This window comes from Lacrimispora amygdalina (assembly GCF_900205965.1).
Classification (GTDB): domain Bacteria; phylum Bacillota; class Clostridia; order Lachnospirales; family Lachnospiraceae; genus Lacrimispora; species Lacrimispora amygdalina_A.
Genome location: NZ_OAOF01000009.1, coordinates 181829 through 201011, shown reverse-complemented (window position 1 = coordinate 201011; position 19183 = coordinate 181829). Strand labels below are relative to the sequence as shown.

The window sequence follows — 19183 nt, the reverse complement described above, 5'->3', positions numbered from 1 at the left end:
GTATGGCGAATCACAGTGTCGCTTGAATGGTCATAGGAAAAATAGAAATCATCTGCCGACAAAGCAGGGTTAAACTTTGCTAAGTCAACTCCCATATTGTAAGAGTAGGAGTTTTCAAATGAATTATCAGCTCCGATCTGTAGTTTGCTGATTCCGGTATTGGTTCCATAACCGCTTTTGGTTTTAAAATAGTCCTTAACCATATCAATGGTTTCCTGTCCCAACTTAACGACAGACCCATAAGAGAATTCAGCCATAGCTTTATAAGCAGTAAGGTATTTGGTATCTACTTTCACAAAGTCTCCAATATCAGAAATAACGGAATCTAGATTTTTCGTGGAGACATCAACACCAACAGCGGACATTAAGATCGTCCATACATAATCAACAGCAGTTAAAACACCGGAGCCATAGACATATCTGGCACCAAGATAATCAGTAGCAGGAGTAAAGACCAGTAGGAAAACAGCAAGGCTTAAACAGAAAAACCGTTTTATCTTACACATAAAAGCTCCTTTCTAATATCTCAAATTTTCCCAAAAGAGAACCGGAGCAGCTTCGATCGGGAAAGGAAGTGAGATACAATAAAAATTTGTACAAAAAAGGAAGGGCAGGGCGTGCCCTTCCTGATCTGCCGTGACATTGATCTTTATTTTGCGATCTGCCGGAAAAACTTAATTCCGAATCTGACTGCCATTCCAGCACCCACAACAACTAAAGCAATCGGGAGAGCTGCGGCAATCGTAGCTAGCATGTCACCTTGCACACTGGTAAATGCAGTTGTCATAATTCCGGTGATATCAACAGTACCTTCCGCTGCATAAGCTGGAACGGCAGAAGCCATTGATACCGCAACCGGGAGAGCAACAAGTCCAATCCTTCGTGCATTTTCCTGAATTTTGTTAGTCATAAAATATCCTCCTTTAAGATTTTATCATTAACCCCAGTAGGGAGCTAATTACATAGAAAATCAGTTCGACAATCAGTTTTAAAATGATTCCGATACAAATACCACCGGAACATACTGCTATGTAGGTTTCAATCATGCCAGCGCCTCCTGCCTATCAGACAAACACCGATCAGAACGCCTAAAAACAATAAAACAACGATTGCAAAATCATGGTCAGGGGAAACTGCTGAAATGTTCTCTTCCCCATCTTCAAGGGTATAGGCTTCCCCAATCTCTGTATCAAAATCAGCTTCCGATGATGTAGAAAGAATCATCAGCTCACCTTCTTATCAGGCTTCTGATCTGGTTCCTGTTTTGCGTTAAACTGACTGTCAGGAACCGGAGTGATCTGTACGTCGGAAATATAATCAAGATCAATGATCTTAAGGACTGGCTTTCCATCACTACCGATGGACATGCTAAATTCTGCATCATAGAGAGCAGGGGCCCTCTTGATTTTCCCCATTACCTGAAAATCACAGGAGGATTTAGCGGGGCGAGTTCCTTTGGTGCCGTTTACATTATCCTCAGCCACCAAATCTGTATTAAAGTAATAATTGACAGAGGTACCTTGAACACGTTTTCCTGAATCGTCGGTCATATCATACTGACCAGCATAGAGTAAAATAATCTGCATTTTCATAAAAATATACCTTCCTTTCGTCTTAGACAGCCTTAAAAGGCGATCCGCAATTAATATGACATATTTAATATATTGCAAAGTTTCAAATCCGGGAGAGTAACCGGGCCAAAGCCTGATAGTTAGGTATTGACCGAGCAATTTGGGCCCCCCGGCGATGCCCCCAAATTGCCAAGCTACCGTATCGGATACCCGATACAGAGCCAGGCGGGGCGGTAATCAAGGAAAAAAGGGGAGATTGTGTCAACCTGGTGTAAGTTGAAGTACTGGCTTGCGTAAGCTGTTGTAAGCTCCCAGCGCAATGGCTACGCCTGCGCTGGGAGCCTGGCCTGGCGGCGAGGGGGGAGGTCTTACCGCCAGGTCAGTAATTTGGGCCAGGCTTAAACCAAAACCCGGCCCGGGTTTTCAAGGTGCGTTTTATTTACCCTTGAATCGTTTGGTTTAAAACTCTGGTAATGCTTTCTTTAGCATTCATAACACCAGCCGTTCCATACATGGTATGGTAAACAATATCACTAACGACCTGATCAATACCAAAGTCATATAAAACATAGTATTTAATAAATCCTTTTAAGATCTCTTTGTCACTTAAATCCCTTTGTGCCAGAGCGAGTAACCAGATCTTCATATCTTCCGTGTATCGTTCCACTGATGAATCCCCCCTTTCTATGTATCTCACTTACCGTAGCTGCAGCCTGGTTAATGAAGCGGTTTTGAGATACAGATTTAAACGATATGGTGACTTCGGATATACGTTATGTCAAAGGATAATGATCTTAATTCAGATGCTAATTTATCTAACCGTTTTGCAGTATCCTTAAGATACTTCTCCCGTTGGGAAATTTGCTTGTTAAGTCGATCAAGCGTTTCATTTCTTTCTGGTTCAGTATCTCTGGCATCCCGAATAATATTAACAAACTTTTGGTTGAACCCTTCCCCTGAATAACTGTTGATGTAATCATAAATCTCTTCCGGAACCCTTACACTTTTTGGAACACTCATGCGGACACCTCCCGAAGCATTCCATGATCCATCAAGTACTGAATGCTGAAATGTTCAATCTGATAATCGGTGCCTTTTGATTCATTCCGAAAACAGATGATTGTGTCCCCTAAGAGGGGGGTAACGGATACACGGATATAGTTGCCAGTAGCCGGGTGCTGATATGACATCCAGTAGCGGAAACTATGATAACTAAAATCGCATTTTTGCAACTCTGGAAGATTGCTGTTGACTGCACTCATAAGTGCGTACATCTTAGATTTGCTTAGATTGAGCCGATAACTCATTTGACCTCCTATCCGCGACGGGTATAAAAGCCTGTCGCAAACACATCATTAATAAGTTACTGTGTTTACAGGAGCCGAGAAACATGCTAAAATATGAACTGGTGAGATACATATTTTATAAGCAAGTTTCCGGTTCCTGCCATTAACACCCGGTGTAGAATGGCACCTTTTATGGTGTTTCTGTAGAACGGACACACTTGCAATTTTAAGAGTGCAAATATGTCGGGTTTCTACTTTTTTAATTATAGCTCAATATAGTGGAATAGTCAATGAAAACAACTCAAAATATGGAGATAAAAATGGAATTTATTGATAGATTACAAGAAGTCATGAAAGAAAAGAACATAACAGCGTATAAGCTATGCAAAGATTTGGGCTATGGAACCTCTACGTTTACAGCATGGAAGCAGAATAAAACACCATCTATTGAAAAATTAACAGAAATAGTACATTATCTTGAAGTATCAGCTGATTATTTATTAGGCATAGACAAAGAAAATAATATAAGCATAAACAAAGATGAAGAAAAAATTGTTCTTGCATACAGAAAAGCTGACCCAGGGATTCAAATAGCTATAAAAAAAATATTGGATGTAGAAATAGCCGTTGAGATAGAACAGGAAAAGTCATCACCCTCTCGAACTGGTTAAAAAAAACCGTCATAGATAGAAAATTTAACAAAGGTGTCGAGTTCTTACCTATATTATATATTTCATTAATAATCGATATAAGTAGCTACGGACCAAGGTGTCGGGAGTTCGAATCTTCTCACGCACGTAAGGAAAAGGCATCTACACGAAAGTGTAGATGCCTTTTTTGGCATGTTCTACCATAAAATTTATTTATTGCTTGATTTTTTTCCAGAATTTATTATACTAAATAGTAAATGATGATTAGAAAATTTAATATCAAAGTCTGAATCAGGTGCAACGAGGTAGCTGGCAACAATGGGTGCAGTGCCTCTTTTTTTATATAAACTGTTCAGGCAGACAGGAGTTTTACACAATGACACAGGAGGTAATAACCAGAAAATTGAACCAGCTTTCTGGAAAAATAAGCTTTCTTTATGAAAATCTGGAAACAGGTGAGCACATTGGATACAGAGAAGACCAGCCGCAGATGGCAGCCAGTGTGATAAAGCTGTTTGTTATGGCATTTGCATTTCATCAGTTTGATACGGGGAAGCTGATGAAGGATTTTTCGTTGTCCATACACAAAAAAGATTGTGTTCCATCCTGTGGTGCACTTACCTATCTTCACGAAGAAATCCGTGTAACGGCTTTGGATTTGGTAACACTTATGATTATATTCAGTGATAACACGGCTACGAATGTTCTGATTGACTTGTTTGGGATAGAGGAAATTAATCAGTATATTGCTTCTCTTGGATTTGAAAGGACCTGCCTTAACAGAAAGATGTTTGATCTGGAAAAATCGAGACAGGGGATTCAGAATTATATAACGGCGTCCGAGGCAGGACGTTTACTTAAGATGATGCATCGGGGAGAACTGGTCAGCGATACGGCAAGCAGACAGATGATCTCGATTTTAAAGAATCAGCAGCTTCGCAGTAAGATTCCATTTTACCTTCAGGCTTTGGAAGAAAAACCGGAAATAGCCCATAAGACAGGAGAGGACCGGGGAATAACACATGATGTCGGTATTGTTTATGGAAAGGTACCGCTTCTGTTGTGCTTCTGCGGGAATGAAACAGATACTCCTGCATTTGAGCGAATCATGGGAGAATTGTCGCTGCAATTATACAGTGAGGTAAATGGATTGACATTGTAGAAAGGAATTGGGAATGAAAATTGCAAAGATAGAAACAGCAGAAGTGAACATTCCTCTTGTAACTCCATTTAAAACAGCCCTTAGGACTGTAAACAGTGTGAATGATATTGTGATCAGAATCACCACAGATGATGGTCAGATCGGATATGGGGAAGCGCCGCCTACGGCAGTAATTACGGGAGAGACAAAAGACTCAGTCCGCTGTGCCATTGAGGAGTTTATAGCTCCGGGATTAATTGGGATGGAGATAGAGAATCTGGAAGGGATAATGGGAAAAATTCAGACATCCATGGTTAAGAATACATCAGCAAAAGCGGCGGTGGATATGGCCGTTTATGATCTGTTTGCAAAGTCCTGTGGGAAACCGCTTTATAAAGTACTGGGAGGAAGTAAAGGAGAGATTGAAACGGATTTAACCATCAGCGTTAACGAGACAGAGGAAATGGTAAAAGACAGTCTTCTCGCTATTCAGCAGGGGTTTCGGATACTAAAGATTAAGGTTGGTAAGGAAGGACAAAAGGATGTGGAGCGGATCAAAGCCATTCGTCAGGCTGTAGGCCCCCATATCAAGCTTAGAATTGATGCAAATCAGGGCTGGACAGCAAAAGATGCGGTGAGAATCATACGAAAGCTGGAGGATATGGGGATTGATATGGATCTGGTGGAACAGCCTGTAAATGCGCATGATTTTGAAGGGATGAGGCAGGTAACCAGTCAGGTAGATACTCCCATTCTGGCAGATGAGAGCGTGTTTTCTGCATTGGATGCCATACATATTATCCGAGAGCGGGCGGCAGATTTAATTAACATAAAACTGATGAAATCAGGGGGGATTTATGAAGCTTTAAAAATCTGCGCTATAGCAGAATGCTGGGGAGTGGAGTGTATGGTAGGATGTATGTTGGAAAGTAAGATTGCGGTCAGTGCTGCAGCTCATCTGGCAGCTGCAAAAGGTATTATTACCAGGGCGGATTTAGACGGTCCATCTTTATGCAGTGTGGACCCGTATACTGGAGGTCCATCCTTTTTGGGCCCAAGAATTATAATGAATAGGGAGCCTGGACTGGGGATTATAGGAATGAACCAGTGAGTATACTTCACCCTGATGTAGAAATAAAATAATGGAGGAAAATTATGAAGAAAAAAAGAGTAACAGCCAGTATTCTCTGTGTGGTTCTTGCAACAGCAACTGTACTCAGTGGCTGTGGAGGCAAAAAAACTTCTGAGAACAGTACAGGAAATACAAAAGATGGAACAAAGACAGAAGGAAGTTCAGAGCCGGCAGTTTATAAAAAGCTTTATGGAGCAGAAGCAGAAACGCTGAACTATCTCACTTCTTCAGCAGAAGTGAGTCATAAAATCGGAGCAAATGTCGTTGATACTCTGGTGGAATATGATAATAAGGGGCAGATTAAACCGGGACTGGCAACAGAATGGACTTATGACGAGGCTTCACTTACCTGGACCTTTCATTTAAGAGATGCCAAATGGGTTGACAATACTGGCAAAGAGGCTGGAGATGTGACTGCCCAGGATTTTGTGGATGCAATGAAATATCAGCTGACGCCTGAAAACGAAAGTGCTAATGTACAGAATTTATTTGGTATCATTGCCAATGCTGAGAGTTACTATAACGGACTGGTGTATAACGGTGGTGCGGATAAGGATGGAACGGTATGGCAGCCGGTTGATTTTTCCCAGGTTGGTGTGAAGGCAGTTGATGAACATACCCTTACCTATACGCTGGAGAAGGAGGTTCCTTATTTTTTATCTTCTCTGGTTTATGTGGTTTATATGCCGGCTTATGGTCCCCAGCTGGAAGAATTGGGGAAGGATTTTGCAACAGCAGCAGATAAGATGTATTATAATGGCGCTTACTATCTGGAGGAATTTTCACCTCAGGAGAAACATGTTTTTAAGAAAAATTCATTGAACTATGATGCGTCTCTGGTTTATATTGATGAGATTCAGGAGATTTATAATGCGGAATACAATACAATCGGGCCTGAAATGGTAAAAAGAGGCGAGGTGGATTACGCAGAACTCTCTTCTGATATTCTGGATGATTGGCTGAGCAGTGAAGATACAAAGAATTTAATCAGCAGGGAAAGACCGAAAACCAGCTATTCCTATTTCTACTGCTTTAATTTTAATCCCCAGTTTGATGCCCAGTATGAGCCGGAGAACTGGAAGAAGGCAGTGAATAATGTAAACTTCCGCAAAGCGTTGTCATCTGCTCTTAACAAGACCAAAGAAGTTGCAGTTTTAGAGTCGTCTTCTCCCGATGATTTTGTCATTAACTCCATTACTCCGCCGGAATTTACGTTTAATGCAGAAGGTACAGATTATACAAAAGTTGGAGATATGGCAGACTTAACGCAGACGTTTGACGAGAAGAAGGCTAAAGAATACAGGGATCTGGCAAAGAAAGAGCTGTCAGCCTCCGGTGTTACATTTCCTGTTAAAGTTCTGATGCCATATAATCCTTCTGAAGTAAACTGGGATAAAGAGTGCCAGGTAGTGGAACAGCAGATGGAAAGCCTTCTTGGCAATGATTTTATTGATATTATTGTGGAAGCAGGTCCTGCAGATGCATTTTTAACCGAGGTCCGCAGAAACGGTAAGTTTGCATTTATGAAATGCAACTGGGGTGCGGATTATGCAGATCCGGAGACCTGGACAGATCCGTTTTATCAGAAAAAGGGAGAAAGCGGATATGAACTGGGCTATAAATATGGGAATATTGCAAAAGCAATCGAAGATGGAACTCCTTCTTCCAATGCGGCTCTGGAGTATTTTACGCTTGTAGATCAGGCGAAAGAAATAAAAGTGGATATTAATGCCAGATATGAGGCATTTGCAAAGGCAGAGGCAAGTCTGGTTGATCATGCATTTGTGGTTCCGTTCAGTATTTCAGTCAGTAAGTATCTGGCCAATAAACTGGATGTATTTGAAGGGCAGTATGCACCTTTTGGAGTGTCCAATCTCCGGTATAAAGGACAGCATTTAAAGGATCATTTTATCTCCATGGATGAGTATAAGGCAAACAGGGATGCAAGTGAAAAATAAAGGAGTCTGACAACTGATGTTACAATACTTAAGTAAAAGAATAGCACGCTCATTTCTTACGCTGCTCATTATTCTGACCGCTGTTTTCTGTCTTCTCCGACTCATGCCTATAGAAGGTTATTTTCAGAACTTTGATAAAATGACACCTCAGCAGATTGAAGTGGGTCTGAAGGAAATGGGATTATCCGATCCCCTTCCCCTTCAGATTGTCCACTTCTTTAAGGACCTGATTCGTGGAGATCTGGGTATTTCCCGTATCTACCGGTCCAATGTTCCGGTATCTGATATTCTGGCGGATAAGGTTCCTGTATCCATTAAACTGGGGATCTGGTCTATGATCGTGTCGCTTTTTGCAGGACTTCCCATGGGAGCTTTCATGGCGAGGTATCAACACCGTTTGTTTGACAAAATCAGCACATTTTTTATCGTTTGCATTCAGGCGGTTCCGGCTGCAGTCTATTTCCTTTATATTCAGCTGTATGGGACTCAGCTTTTTCATGTTAGTCTGCTGTTTGAAATTGATGATCCCAAATACTGGATTCTGCCGGTAATCTCAATGTCTCTGGGGAATATTGCATTTTATGGGATGTGGCTGAGAAGGTATATGATTGATGAAAGTAATAAAGATTATGTGAAATTAGCTAAGGCAAAGGGACTGTCTGAGGGAAAGGTCATGTTCAGACATATTTTCCGCAATGCATTTGTTCCCCTTGTCCAATATATTCCTACTGCATTTTTAAATACTGTGATCGGGTCGATTTATATAGAATCTCTGTACAGCATTCCAGGGATGGGAGGCCTGCTGGTGACAGTGATTAAGAAGCATGACAATGCTATGGTACAGGGAATTGTCCTTTTGTATGCCTGTGTGGGTGTACTGGGACTGCTTCTTGGGGATCTTATGATGGTGATGCTGGATCCCAGAATCAGTCTTGGCAGGAAAGCAGGTGACAGATGATGAAGCAATTTTCTTACCGGCATACAAAAGAAACGGAACTCATCCACAATATGCAGGAAGCGGAGCTGTTTACATTTGGGGGATATAATGAGGACGAGACTGAGAAAACGGGCTTTAGTAATTATTCTTACTGGAACAGTACCCTTCATGCTTTTTTGAAAAACCGCATGGCCTTTGCGTTACTTGTGGTGTTAATGCTGCTTCTGGCATTTACGTTTGTTCAGCCGTATCTTCCGGGGCAGTATGATCCCAACCTGATCATCAATGATGCCAGCGGTATTCAGTTTCGCAATGTTCCGCCGGGGAAACAGTTCATTCTGGGAACCAATTCCATCGGCCAGGATTTATGGGCACGGATCTGGTCAGGTACAAGGACGTCTTTGCTGATCGGCTTATCGGTGGCTCTGGCGGAGGCTGTGATTGGAATTACAGTAGGAGTTATCTGGGGCTATGTCAGGAAGGCAGACTTTATTCTGACTGAGATTTATAATATTATTGATAATATCCCCAATACCATCATATTAATTTTGATTTCTTACATATTAAAGCCCAGCGTAAAGACGCTGATCTTTGCTATGTGTCTTACGGGATGGATTCAGATGGCAAGATTTATACGTAATCAGATACTGATAATCAGAGACAGGGATTATAATGTGGCAAGCCGTTGTCTTGGGACACCGGCAGCCAGAATTATTGTAAAAAATCTTCTGCCTTATCTGGTTTCTGTGATTATGCTTCGTATGGCACTTACTATTCCTGCTGCCATTGGAAATGAAGTGTTTATTACCTATATCGGTCTGGGACTTCCGGTTAATATTCCAAGCCTTGGCAACTTAATCAATGAAGGCAGGGTGCTCATTACCAGTCCGGCTCTCCGCTATCAGCTGATTTATCCTACGATTATTCTTTCCTTTGTAACTATTTCATTCTATATCATCGGCAATGCGTTTTCTGATGCCGCCGATCCGAAGAATCACATATAGGGAGGCGGTCTATGAAACGTGAGACGATATTAGAGGTTAGAGATCTTAATATTACCTTTGAATTGAGCGGCAAAGAGCTTCGTGCCATCCGGGGAGTTTCGCTGGAGCTTTATAAAGGGGAGATCCTGGCAGTTGTAGGGGAATCGGGCAGTGGTAAATCGGTTTTTACAAAATCATTTATGGGACTTCTGGATAAAAATGGCTGTGTCAGCGGCGGAACGGCGGTTTATTATGGTTCTGACAACAAAACTGCGGTAGAGCTTACGGGAATTAAGAAAGAAAAAGACTGGTTAAAGCTTCGAGGGCACGAAATTGCCATGATTATGCAGGATCCCATGACCAGTTTAAATCCGTTAAAAACCATTGGAGCGCAGATTATGGAGGCTGTCCTCCTCCATCAGAAGGGAAGCCGGGCTGAGGCAAAAAAGCGGATGCTTCAGTATCTTACTGATGTGGGAATTCAGGATCCAGAGAAACGTTTTAACCAGTATCCCCATGAATTTTCTGGGGGAATGCGCCAGCGTGTGGTAATTGCCATAGCAATTGCCTGCAATCCACAGATTCTTATCTGCGATGAGCCCACAACGGCTCTTGATGTGACCATACAGGCACAGATTCTTGCGCTGATAAAGGAACTGCGGTTTAAATATAAGCTTTCTGTTATACTGATTACCCACGATCTGGGAGTGGTAGCCAATATAGCTGACAGAGTTGCTGTGATGTATGCCGGGGATATTGTGGAGATTGGAACCTGTGAAGAAATCTTTTATGATGCACGGCACCCTTATACCTGGGCGCTTCTTTCTTCTTTGCCTCAGATAGGGATAAAAGGAGAAGATTTATTCTCTATAGCCGGGACGCCGCCCAACCTTTATACAGAAATAAAAGGGGATGCATTTGCTCCCAGAAATCCACAGGCGCTTAAAATAGATTTTGTGAAGAGTCCTCCATATTTCAGTATTTCCCCTACTCATAAGGCGAAAACATGGCTGCTTGATGAAAGAGCACCGAAGGTGGATCCGCCCCAGGTATTAAAAATAATCAGAGAGGGAGGTCTGTTCTGATGAAGCGGGAAGTATTATTGGAAGTAAAGGATCTTAATGTGACCTTCGGCGAACGGAGAAAGAAATATCAGGCGGTTAAAGGAGTGAATTTTAAGATTTATAAAGGGGAGACCTTTGGACTGGTGGGGGAATCCGGTTCTGGAAAAACCACCATTGGCAGGGCTGTCATGCGAATTATTAAAACTTCAGGGGGAGAAATTCTCTATAAGGGTCAAAAGATAAACGGAGAAATATCAGGAGAACTGGACCGTAAGGTAATACAGGAAATTCAGATGATTTTTCAGGATCCCCAGGCATCACTGAATGAGAGAGCCAAGGTGGATTATATTGTCAGTGAAGGTTTAATGAATATTGAAAAAAATTTTTCGGAGCAGGAGAGAAAAAAAAGGGTGAATCAGGCGCTGCTTGATGTGGGACTTCTCCCGGAGTTTGCAAACCGGTTCCCTCATGAATTTTCAGGAGGCCAGAGACAGCGGATTGGTATTGCCAGATCTCTGATTATGAAACCTGAGTTTATTATTGCAGATGAACCAATCTCTGCTCTTGATGTGTCCGTACGGGCGCAGGTTCTTAACCTTCTTGCAAGAATGCAGAAGGAGCGTCAGATCACCTATTTGTTTATTGCCCATGATATATCGGTCATGCGTTTTATTACAGATCGGATTGCTGTGATCCGGAAAGGTGAGATCGTGGAGATGGCTGAGACGGAAGAACTAATCACCCATGCCATTCACCCGTATACCAGGGCGCTGCTCTCAGCCATTCCCATGCCGGATCCAAAACATGAACGGAATAAGAAACTGATGGTTTATGATCCTTCTATGCATGATTATACGACAGATCAGCCTTTCTGGCAGGAAATCAGAAAGGATCATTTTGTGCTGGCGAATAAAAAAGAGGCAGAAGAATATAAGAGATTATACAAGTCGAGACAAAACGGATAAAAGGCAGCGGAAATGTCCGCTGCTTTTGTCTTCCATGTCCGGTTCTTTATAATGAAAGGAGGCAGCGATGAAACAGTTTGCAGTGATCAGAAAGCCGGTAATTTCCATATGGGACCGGCCGGAGGAAATAAAAGAAAACAGGGACAGAAAAATAATTTCTTCCATTGCAGATGAAGGAATCTATGGAATGGGGCTCCGGATCAGTGGGGAAGAAGAAATGGGGTTTTATCCGGTTATGACAGCCTATCAATATCCGGGCTATGTAAGAAAAGAGGATGTGGAGCTGACCAGTCTTTCTTCGCTGATGAAATGGGAAGAAGGGGGCCTTATGGTGACTAATGGAGAATTCGTGGACCTCATGTCGATTCCAAAGATTCAGGGCGTAAGAATTATGAGTGTCCCCAGGGGCGCACTTATAAAGGTCATAGAGTTTGAATCCATGGAACCTGGATGGGCACTGGTGGAGTTATTTGACGGGCAGAGGGGATTTATGAGAAATCAGTACCTGCGCCCGAAAGAATATTCTCAGAGCGGATTGTGGACGGGAGAGCTTCCACAGAAAGAAATTGTGGATGAAAGGGAATTTCGTAAGGCAGTTGTGGAGAATGCAATGCAGTATTTAGGGACACAGTACCGTTGGGGAGGAAGAACATCGCTGGGGATTGACTGTTCCGGACTGGCTTCGGAAAGCTATCTGCTAAGCGGGATCATTATATTCCGGGATGCGAAGATCCAGCCGGGATTTCCGGTCCGGGAAATTCCAAAGGAAGAAATGCTTCCTGGAGACCTGATGTATTTTCCCGGACATATCGCCATGTATATAGGAGATGGAAGGTATATTCATTCTACGGGAAAGATCGGAAACAGCGGAGTGGTGATTAACAGTTTAAATACGGATGCAGCGGATTACCGGGATGATCTTACAAGGAGCTGGTATGCTTCGGGCAGTATATTCTGAGGGAATGAAACGGAGGAAGGTATGGATTTAAGATTTACATTAGAAAAAAGAATAAAGGCGGAGATAATGAGCTACGATGGCAGGATGGGAGTCTATTTAAATGATTTTCATGGTAATGAAATCGCTTTGGGACAGGATGAAAAGTATGAGACTGCCAGTACTATAAAACCCTTTATTCTCGCCTGCCTGTTTGATGAAGTGGAAAAAGGAAACAAAAGCCTGGAAGACCTGATAAAATATAAGGAAGAGCATGTGGTGGATGGGAGCGGAGTGCTGGCAGCTCTTGAGCCTGGGGCTGTCTTGCGGGTAAAGGATGCGGCTGTTTTTATGATTATCGTCAGTGATAACGTTGCCACAAATATGATGATTGATTATCTGGGGCTGGATACCATTAACCGCTGCATAAAAGAGCTGGGGTGCAGCGATACGGTTCTTTACAATCCCATTCATTTTGACCAGTACCGGAGATTGGGAACCACTACGCCCAGGGATTATGGGAGTATTTTTACAAGACTGGTAAAAGGAGAGCTGATCAGTCCTGAGGCTGATGCTGCAATGCTGGAAATATTAAAAAAACAGCATTACAACAGCATGATTACAAAGGATTTTCCTCCGGTTTATATGGACAGTGACAATACGGATGAGATATTGATTACCGTCGCTTCCAAAAGCGGTAGCATGGATGCCTGCCGCAATGATGGTGGTATCGTATTTACTCCGTACGGACCTTATGTGATTGTAATGTTTCATAAGGAATTCTCTGATGCCATGTATTATCCGGCGCATCCGGCTACGGTGTTCGGTGCCAGGGTAAGCCGGATGGTATTGGATCAGTTCCTTGCACTGGAAGGAAGATTCTGCTTGTAAAAAACTACAGGCTTAAAAGCTTTGAAAGGTCATGAATGGTGTGAGTTGCGGCGGATTCCACGAAGGAATCTGTACGGATAAAGAGACAGGAGTCGATTCCTGCATTCACAGCACCCTGGATGTCAGAACTTAAACTGTCACCCACCATGATGGTCTCTTCCTGATGAAAATCCGGAATATGGTCGAAGCAGTGTTTGAAAAAGTGGAGAGAAGGTTTTTCGCTTCCTACCTGTTCAGAGATAAACATGCCGTCAAACAGGTCGTGGATCCCAGCCTGCTTCAGTCTGGTGATCTGAGTGGAATAGACTCCATTGGAAGCGGTGTAGAGCCTTTTTCCCATATTTTTTAATTGTATCAGTGTATCTTTCGCATGAGGGATCAGCTTTGGACTGCTGCCAAGAAAGCTGCGGTAGCGGGATTCAGCCTCGATTCCGTCTATCTCCTGGTTCAGAGTTTTAAAATACAGGGAAAACCGTGTTTGAAACACTTCTTCCCTGCTGATTTTCGCCTGTTCCAGCAGATCCCAGAGGTGCCTGTTTATCTTCTTATATTCACCCAGCATGCTGTGTTCAAATGGAATGTTGTAGGATTCTAAAACATTCTGGAAGCTCCGTTCTTCTGCAGCATCAAAATCCAGGATTGTGTTGTCAATATCGATTAGGTATGTTTGGTACATGTATCTAGTCCTCCATATTCCAGTGTTTTTTGAAAAAGCCGTAACAGATGCCCAGCAGAGGGGAAAGGAGCAGAACGCTGATTATGGTTCCTTCCCGGATCTGTAAAGGGGTATGTGCCCATAGAGTAAGGCCAATTGTAACGGCAAGAAAGATTACGTCAAAGCTCATACGGACAGCCGTGAATTTCCTGTGGTACACTTCCGATATGGTCAGGCAGAGACTTTCTAACGGGAAGTTTATAATTCCAATTGCAAGGACTGCGCCCAGGCTTACGTTAGCGATAATCAGGCCGGCTATGTAAAGTATCAGCCGGAAAAGATAGCTTTCAGCCGTAAAACCGGACAGGATCTGATATAAAAAGAAGTTTATAATAATCCCGTTGGCTATGGTAGCAATAATCTGAATGATGTCCTTATAGTTTAATCTGGAACGTTTAAAAAGTAAATAGCTTACAAAAAAAATGGTATTGATTATGTTTAGTATCGTACCGACCTTCCATGGAATCAGGAAGGAAAGTGTAACTGCCAGGGCATTTAAAACGCTCTGGCCGATGGCTGCTTTTAACTGCAGGGATATCCCGAAACCAAAGAATACAAAGGCCAGGACAGACCAGGCAGTTAATACTGTGTTTTTCTTCGTCATTGTTTTCACCTCGGGATTATGATACCATAGTTACTGGATAACCTACTATGAGAATTATCATATCAGAGGTATTTAAAATGAAACAATTTGTAACGTGTGAGATCCCTGAAGGCTTATTAAGAATGGGGCAGGAAAGACGGTTTTTAAAAGGCAGCAATATATTTAAGGCGGGGGAGTCCATTACCCACTGTTATTATATCCGGTCCGGAGTGGTAAAAATATATATCGATCACGAAAACGGGCGGCGGTCGATTCTGGATTTCGCAGGAAGGCAAGACTGGCTGGGCGAGCTTTCCGTATTCTGCAATGAGGATTTTACAAAAGAGAACAGGGTGGTAGATGAGATATCCTGTCTGGAGTTTGATATAAGTAAGATCAGGCAGATGTGCAAAAAGGATGGAAGCATATCCTTCTATTTTGCCTCCTATATTTCCAGCAAACTGATGGCCAGAAGTTTCCGGCTTAGTGAATATTTAAATTATTCTCTGGAAAAAAGGTTTGCTTCTTTTATACTTTCCCACCACAAAGGAGGGGTATATGGGATATCACATACAGATGTTTCAGAGTACATGAATGTCAGCTACCGCCATATTCTGTTTGTTATGAAAAAATTCTGTGATGAGGGAATTATGAAAAAGGAGAAAGGGTATATTATTGCTGATTTCGGGAAACTGAGAGAAATTGCGGAACGATCCGAATAGTATTGCAGGATGACGGCTGTTAATTTCCTATTGTTTCCTTTTCCATTTTTCGCTATAATTAATAATACAGGTTTAAGCCCGGGAAAGAAAAGAAAAAAGATTGGAATTGTATATATGGAAGAGGAACATAATGAAGATAGAAGGAGTACTGGAACTCTGCCCATGGAAGATGGTACTTTTTGCAGCTACCGGATTGTGAAATCCAACAGGAAATCCATGGCTTTGCAGATTTTAAAAACTGGTGAAGTAATAGTAAGACTTCCTTTGTCTGCACCTTACCGCCTCGGACACCAGCTGATTGCAAAAAACAGCAGCTGGGTGTATCAGGCAGTGCAGAAGGTGAAGGTCTTGTCGGACCGGCAGCAGCAGCTCTCCTGGACAGATGGGAGTGCTCTGCTGCTTTTTGGGGAAATGCTTACGCTTCATATTCTGCCTGATTTTAAGCGAAAGGGAATTCTGGTAAAAGAGGCACCCGATGGCTTACTGCTCACCGGTTCTGTAAGCCTTGAAGAAACTAAGGAGGGGGAGGATACGGTTAAAGCTGTGATAAAGCACTGGTACCGGCAGCGGGCGAGGCAGTACTTAGAAGAGAAAACGGCTGTGTGGTCGCGGATTATGAACACGGATTATGGCAGGATTGCTATTCGGGACCAGGCGACCAGGTGGGGAAGCTGCAGTGGAAAAGGAAATTTAAATTTCAACTGGAGGCTGGTTCTGCTGCCGGAAGATCTGGCAGATTATGTGGTAGTACATGAGCTGGCCCATCGGTTTTATATGAATCATTCGAAGGAATTTTGGTCAGTTGTGGAACAAGAAATACCGGATTACCGGTTCAGGAGGAAGAAATTAAGGGAATATGAAAATGAAATCTATCAGAAATATTAAAATAAAAACAAAACTGCTTTTATTGGGGGGAATCAGCATTCTGGGTCTGTTATTTATCGGTACAGAATCTGTAATTACGGCAAGCAAAATCAATCAGGCCAGTACGTTGATTTCCCAGTCCTGGGTGCCGGCCATCATTATTGCTGAGGAATTAAATACCAAGACTTCAGATTACCGTCTTAAGGAATACAACCATGTTATTACCACCAATTGGGAAAACAAATCTCAGCTTGAGAAGGAGATGGCTGATATAAGGACTGATATGGAACAGTCATTTACCCGGTATCAGAATTATACCGCTGATGAAGAGGACCGGAAGCTGATGGCGCAGGCAAAAGAAAACTGGAAGGAATATATAGAATGCAGTGACAGCCTTCTTTTGACCAGCCGGGATAATGATTCATCAGATGCCTTCAAAATTATTACGGGTGAATCCAGCAAGCTGTATAACCGAGCAAGAAGCGGATTTTTAGAGGTAGTGGATTATAACAGAAAAGGATCAGAGGCAGCCAGTATTGAGGCAGATCATTTATATGGGCGTCTTGCCAGAATGAAAGTCATCAGCGTGGGTGTGGTGGGATTTTTGATTTCACTTCTTGTCATTTATATCATTATAGCGATTGATAAACCGGTAAAGGATCTTGTGGAAGGAACCAGGAGAATGGCAGATGGAAATCTTGATGTATATCTGACCTACCGGTCCATGGATGAGATTGGCATACTCACAAATTCGGTCAATGAGCTGATTGACCGGTTAAAAAGCATCATCGATGATGAGAAATATCTGTTTCAGGAGATTGGCAGTGAGAATTTTGAAGTGAAATCCACATGTGAAAAAGCCTATCGGGGAGATTTTGCTCCCATACTTTATTCTATAACCAGCCTGATGAACCGCCTGTCTGCTGCGAAGAAGCGCAAGGAAGAGCCGCAGAAGAGTGGCCTGATTGAGAACAAGGGCATTCGGGAAATCAAAGGGATCAGAAAGTTAAGAGAGATGAAGGTATTAAAAGGAAGGGCAGCAGAAGTGTGTGTAGTTAAGGAGATTAAAAAAGATGGCGGCAGAAAAATGGATGCTTCAGACGAAAAGGGCTGATTTTAATGAAATGTCGAAACTTCATCATATATCTCCCGTAACCGCAAGGATCATCAGGAACAGGGAGGTATTAGGACCGGAAGCAGTGGAGAAGTATTTAAGAGGGGGACTGAATGATCTATACAGTCCGCACCTGCTAAAGGATATGGAACTGGCAGTCCGGATCTTAAAAGAGAAGATCGGTCAGAAAAAACCGGTCAGAATCGTGGGAGATTATGATATAGACGGAGTCTGCTCTACGTATCTGTTATATCAGGCATTGAAAGAAACAGGAGCAGTAGTGGATTATGAGATTCCAGACAGGATTAAGGATGGGTATGGAATTAATGAATCCATAATCAGGGCGGCTTATGATGATGGTATTGATACGATTATAACCTGTGATAACGGAATTGCTGCAGTTGAACAGATAACCCTTGCCAAAGAGCTTGGAATGACTGTAATTGTAACCGATCATCATGATATCAGAAAAGAGGAGGGAAAGGAAGTTCTGCCTCCGGGAGACGCCATTGTAAATCCAAAGCAGGAGTCCTGCAGTTATCCGTTTCCTGAGATCTGCGGCGCTATGGTGGCATTTAAGCTGATACAGGCCTTGTATGAGGCTTTTAATATATCGGAAGAGAAATGGCTTAATATGGTGGAGTTTGCGGCCATCGCTACGGTCGGAGATGTGATGAAGCTTCAGGATGAAAACCGGATTATTGTGAAGGAAGGCTTAAAGCGCATTGGAACCACGCAAAGCCTGGGGCTGTTAAAACTTATAGAGAAGAATAACCTGGATAAGGATCATATTACGGCGTATCAGATTGGCTTTGTCATCGGTCCCTGTCTGAATGCAGGCGGTCGTCTGATGACAGCCAAACTGGCGCTTTCTCTGCTTTTGTGCCAGGATGAGGAAGAAGCGGACCGAATGGCTGTTGAATTAAAGGATCTCAACGACCAGAGAAAGGATATGACAAAAGAGGGTACAGATGAGGCGGTAAAGCTGGTGGAAGAGCAATTCTTAAAGGATAAGGTTTTGGTGGTGTATCTGCCGGACTGTCATGAGTCACTTGCCGGAATCATAGCAGGCAGATTACGGGAGCGGTATCAGAAGCCTGCTTTTGTGCTGACTGATGGAGAAGAGCAGGTAAAGGGATCCGGCCGTTCCATTGAGTCCTATCATATGTTCGATGCGCTGATGGAGGTAAAGGAACTTCTCCTGAAATTCGGAGGACATCCCATGGCAGCAGGACTGTCTCTGCTTAAGGAGAATGTGGATAAGCTGCGCAGAGCGCTGAACCAGCATGCAGACCTGACGGAAGATGATTTTGTAAAGAAGGTGTGGATTGATGTACCGATGCCTCTTGAATACATAAGTGAGCCTTTGATTGAGGAACTGGATTTGCTGGAGCCTTATGGACAGGGAAATGAAAAACCTCTCTTTGCCCAGAAGGATCTATACATACGCAGTGTACGTGTTCTTGGCAAGAACCGGAATGTGGTGAAATTTTCTCTGGCTACAGAGAATGGAACACCCATGGATGGTCTTTTGTTTGAGGATGGAGACAGATTTGTAAATGAACTTGGAAACAGCCGCCAGCTTGATGTGATCTATTACCCTGCAGTCAATGAATACAATGGAAATAAATCGCTGCAGATCGTGATCAGGAATTACAGGATCATAAGTTAAA

General features: G+C 42.8%; 24 protein-coding genes. 14 read left to right on the top strand and 10 right to left on the bottom strand.

Features of this window, described 5'->3' with window-relative positions; genetic code table 11:
* From CRO04_RS14120 to CRO04_RS14090, 8 genes are all read right to left on the bottom strand, one after another.
* On the bottom strand, positions 1–506 hold a 506-nt coding region (locus CRO04_RS14120), incomplete at its 3' end, for a hypothetical protein (protein ID WP_141400986.1).
* Positions 507–649: 143 nt separating this feature from the next.
* Entirely contained in the window at positions 650–910 is a 261-nt protein-coding gene (locus CRO04_RS14115) for a hypothetical protein (protein ID WP_097004892.1), read from the bottom strand.
* A gap of 13 nt (positions 911–923) precedes the next feature.
* Positions 924–1046: a hypothetical protein gene (locus CRO04_RS27050; protein WP_278321370.1), complete on the bottom strand. Its 123-nt coding sequence runs from the start codon at positions 1044–1046 to the stop codon at positions 924–926.
* Positions 1039–1224 carry a hypothetical protein gene (locus CRO04_RS14110; RefSeq protein ID WP_097004891.1) on the bottom strand — a complete coding sequence of 62 codons (186 nt, stop codon included), beginning with the start codon at positions 1222–1224 and terminating at the stop codon, positions 1039–1041. Before CRO04_RS14110 ends, CRO04_RS27050 begins: the two co-directional genes overlap by 8 nt.
* A complete protein-coding gene (locus CRO04_RS14105; RefSeq protein WP_097004890.1) occupies positions 1224–1592 on the bottom strand; it encodes a hypothetical protein in 369 nt (122 codons plus the stop codon). The genes CRO04_RS14110 and CRO04_RS14105 overlap by 1 nt, the downstream gene beginning before the upstream one ends.
* Positions 1593–2010: 418 nt before the next feature.
* The gene (locus CRO04_RS14100; protein WP_097004889.1) at positions 2011–2238 is read right to left on the bottom strand and encodes a hypothetical protein; all 228 of its coding nucleotides are present in this window, start codon (positions 2236–2238) and stop codon (positions 2011–2013) included.
* A 77-nt stretch (positions 2239–2315) separates the two neighbouring features.
* The gene (locus CRO04_RS14095; protein WP_097004888.1) at positions 2316–2591 is read right to left on the bottom strand and encodes a hypothetical protein; all 276 of its coding nucleotides are present in this window, start codon (positions 2589–2591) and stop codon (positions 2316–2318) included.
* Positions 2588–2878 carry a hypothetical protein gene (locus tag CRO04_RS14090; protein ID WP_097004887.1) on the bottom strand — a complete coding sequence of 97 codons (291 nt, stop codon included), beginning with the start codon at positions 2876–2878 and terminating at the stop codon, positions 2588–2590. Before CRO04_RS14090 ends, CRO04_RS14095 begins: the two co-directional genes overlap by 4 nt.
* Before the next feature lie 299 nt (positions 2879–3177).
* On the opposite strand from CRO04_RS14090, the gene CRO04_RS14085 reads away from it, so the two are divergent.
* The 10 genes from CRO04_RS14085 (at position 3178) to CRO04_RS14040 (ending at position 13512) form a co-directional block, all read left to right on the top strand.
* A complete protein-coding gene (locus CRO04_RS14085; RefSeq protein ID WP_166432563.1) occupies positions 3178–3528 on the top strand; it encodes a helix-turn-helix domain-containing protein in 351 nt (116 codons plus the stop codon).
* 355 nt (positions 3529–3883) lie between these two features.
* Positions 3884–4669, top strand: coding sequence for a serine hydrolase (locus CRO04_RS14080; protein ID WP_097004885.1), 786 nt, complete (start codon positions 3884–3886; stop codon positions 4667–4669).
* Between the two features lie 13 nt (positions 4670–4682).
* Positions 4683–5759, top strand: coding sequence for a dipeptide epimerase (locus CRO04_RS14075; protein ID WP_097004884.1), 1077 nt, complete (start codon positions 4683–4685; stop codon positions 5757–5759).
* 44 nt (positions 5760–5803) lie between these two features.
* Positions 5804–7738, top strand: a complete 1935-nt coding sequence (locus CRO04_RS14070) for a peptide ABC transporter substrate-binding protein (RefSeq protein WP_097004883.1) — start codon at positions 5804–5806, stop codon at positions 7736–7738.
* A gap of 16 nt (positions 7739–7754) precedes the next feature.
* Complete coding sequence (locus tag CRO04_RS14065) at positions 7755–8696, top strand: ABC transporter permease (protein WP_097004882.1); 942 nt, start codon at positions 7755–7757, stop codon at positions 8694–8696.
* The gene (locus CRO04_RS14060; RefSeq protein WP_097004881.1) at positions 8693–9679 is read left to right on the top strand and encodes an ABC transporter permease; all 987 of its coding nucleotides are present in this window, start codon (positions 8693–8695) and stop codon (positions 9677–9679) included. Before CRO04_RS14065 ends, CRO04_RS14060 begins: the two co-directional genes overlap by 4 nt.
* Before the next feature lie 11 nt (positions 9680–9690).
* Positions 9691–10743 (top strand): ABC transporter ATP-binding protein, encoded by a 1053-nt coding sequence (locus CRO04_RS14055; RefSeq protein ID WP_097004880.1) that lies wholly within the window; start codon positions 9691–9693, stop codon positions 10741–10743.
* Entirely contained in the window at positions 10743–11687 is a 945-nt protein-coding gene (locus CRO04_RS14050; protein WP_097004879.1) for an ATP-binding cassette domain-containing protein, read from the top strand. Before CRO04_RS14055 ends, CRO04_RS14050 begins: the two co-directional genes overlap by 1 nt.
* Positions 11688–11754: 67 nt before the next feature.
* Positions 11755–12645 carry a C40 family peptidase gene (locus CRO04_RS14045; protein WP_097004878.1) on the top strand — a complete coding sequence of 297 codons (891 nt, stop codon included), beginning with the start codon at positions 11755–11757 and terminating at the stop codon, positions 12643–12645.
* Between the two features lie 21 nt (positions 12646–12666).
* Positions 12667–13512, top strand: a complete 846-nt coding sequence (locus CRO04_RS14040) for a serine hydrolase (protein ID WP_097004877.1) — start codon at positions 12667–12669, stop codon at positions 13510–13512.
* Between the two features lie 4 nt (positions 13513–13516).
* Here the strand turns inward: CRO04_RS14040 and CRO04_RS14035 are convergent, their stop codons facing one another.
* Both CRO04_RS14035 and CRO04_RS14030 read right to left on the bottom strand, forming a co-directional pair.
* Positions 13517–14188 (bottom strand): YjjG family noncanonical pyrimidine nucleotidase, encoded by a 672-nt coding sequence (locus tag CRO04_RS14035; RefSeq protein WP_097004876.1) that lies wholly within the window; start codon positions 14186–14188, stop codon positions 13517–13519.
* Positions 14189–14192: 4 nt separating this feature from the next.
* Positions 14193–14831: a YczE/YyaS/YitT family protein gene (locus CRO04_RS14030; RefSeq protein ID WP_097004875.1), complete on the bottom strand. Its 639-nt coding sequence runs from the start codon at positions 14829–14831 to the stop codon at positions 14193–14195.
* Between the two features lie 77 nt (positions 14832–14908).
* Between CRO04_RS14030 and CRO04_RS14025 the strand changes: the two genes are divergently transcribed.
* The 4 genes from CRO04_RS14025 (at position 14909) to recJ (ending at position 19182) form a co-directional block, all read left to right on the top strand.
* The gene (locus tag CRO04_RS14025; RefSeq protein WP_097004909.1) at positions 14909–15532 is read left to right on the top strand and encodes a cyclic nucleotide-binding domain-containing protein; all 624 of its coding nucleotides are present in this window, start codon (positions 14909–14911) and stop codon (positions 15530–15532) included.
* Positions 15533–15646: 114 nt separating this feature from the next.
* Positions 15647–16417, top strand: a complete 771-nt coding sequence (locus CRO04_RS14020; protein WP_242974496.1) for a M48 family metallopeptidase — start codon at positions 15647–15649, stop codon at positions 16415–16417.
* Positions 16395–17510, top strand: coding sequence for an MCP four helix bundle domain-containing protein (locus CRO04_RS14015; protein WP_242974495.1), 1116 nt, complete (start codon positions 16395–16397; stop codon positions 17508–17510). Before CRO04_RS14020 ends, CRO04_RS14015 begins: the two co-directional genes overlap by 23 nt.
* Positions 17470–19182 (top strand): single-stranded-DNA-specific exonuclease RecJ, encoded by a 1713-nt coding sequence (gene recJ, locus CRO04_RS14010; RefSeq protein WP_097004873.1) that lies wholly within the window; start codon positions 17470–17472, stop codon positions 19180–19182. The genes CRO04_RS14015 and recJ overlap by 41 nt, the downstream gene beginning before the upstream one ends.
* The last annotated feature ends 1 nt before the right edge of the window (position 19183 follow it).

Coding starts and splice junctions, on each gene's coding strand:
- CRO04_RS14115 (WP_097004892.1), bottom strand. CDS start 910: ATGACTAACAAAATTCAGGAAAATGCACGAAGGATTGGACTTGTTGCT.
- CRO04_RS27050 (WP_278321370.1), bottom strand. CDS start 1,046: ATGATTGAAACCTACATAGCAGTATGTTCCGGTGGTATTTGTATCGGA.
- CRO04_RS14110 (WP_097004891.1), bottom strand. CDS start 1,224: ATGATTCTTTCTACATCATCGGAAGCTGATTTTGATACAGAGATTGGG.
- CRO04_RS14105 (WP_097004890.1), bottom strand. CDS start 1,592: ATGAAAATGCAGATTATTTTACTCTATGCTGGTCAGTATGATATGACC.
- CRO04_RS14095 (WP_097004888.1), bottom strand. CDS start 2,591: ATGAGTGTTCCAAAAAGTGTAAGGGTTCCGGAAGAGATTTATGATTAC.
- CRO04_RS14090 (WP_097004887.1), bottom strand. CDS start 2,878: ATGAGTTATCGGCTCAATCTAAGCAAATCTAAGATGTACGCACTTATG.
- CRO04_RS14085 (WP_166432563.1), top strand. CDS start 3,178: ATGGAATTTATTGATAGATTACAAGAAGTCATGAAAGAAAAGAACATA.
- CRO04_RS14080 (WP_097004885.1), top strand. CDS start 3,884: ATGACACAGGAGGTAATAACCAGAAAATTGAACCAGCTTTCTGGAAAA.
- CRO04_RS14075 (WP_097004884.1), top strand. CDS start 4,683: ATGAAAATTGCAAAGATAGAAACAGCAGAAGTGAACATTCCTCTTGTA.
- CRO04_RS14070 (WP_097004883.1), top strand. CDS start 5,804: ATGAAGAAAAAAAGAGTAACAGCCAGTATTCTCTGTGTGGTTCTTGCA.
- CRO04_RS14065 (WP_097004882.1), top strand. CDS start 7,755: ATGTTACAATACTTAAGTAAAAGAATAGCACGCTCATTTCTTACGCTG.
- CRO04_RS14060 (WP_097004881.1), top strand. CDS start 8,693: ATGATGAAGCAATTTTCTTACCGGCATACAAAAGAAACGGAACTCATC.
- CRO04_RS14055 (WP_097004880.1), top strand. CDS start 9,691: ATGAAACGTGAGACGATATTAGAGGTTAGAGATCTTAATATTACCTTT.
- CRO04_RS14050 (WP_097004879.1), top strand. CDS start 10,743: ATGAAGCGGGAAGTATTATTGGAAGTAAAGGATCTTAATGTGACCTTC.
- CRO04_RS14045 (WP_097004878.1), top strand. CDS start 11,755: ATGAAACAGTTTGCAGTGATCAGAAAGCCGGTAATTTCCATATGGGAC.
- CRO04_RS14040 (WP_097004877.1), top strand. CDS start 12,667: ATGGATTTAAGATTTACATTAGAAAAAAGAATAAAGGCGGAGATAATG.
- CRO04_RS14035 (WP_097004876.1), bottom strand. CDS start 14,188: ATGTACCAAACATACCTAATCGATATTGACAACACAATCCTGGATTTT.
- CRO04_RS14030 (WP_097004875.1), bottom strand. CDS start 14,831: ATGACGAAGAAAAACACAGTATTAACTGCCTGGTCTGTCCTGGCCTTT.
- CRO04_RS14025 (WP_097004909.1), top strand. CDS start 14,909: ATGAAACAATTTGTAACGTGTGAGATCCCTGAAGGCTTATTAAGAATG.
- CRO04_RS14020 (WP_242974496.1), top strand. CDS start 15,647: ATGGAAGAGGAACATAATGAAGATAGAAGGAGTACTGGAACTCTGCCC.
- CRO04_RS14015 (WP_242974495.1), top strand. CDS start 16,395: ATGAAATCTATCAGAAATATTAAAATAAAAACAAAACTGCTTTTATTG.
- recJ (WP_097004873.1), top strand. CDS start 17,470: ATGGCGGCAGAAAAATGGATGCTTCAGACGAAAAGGGCTGATTTTAAT.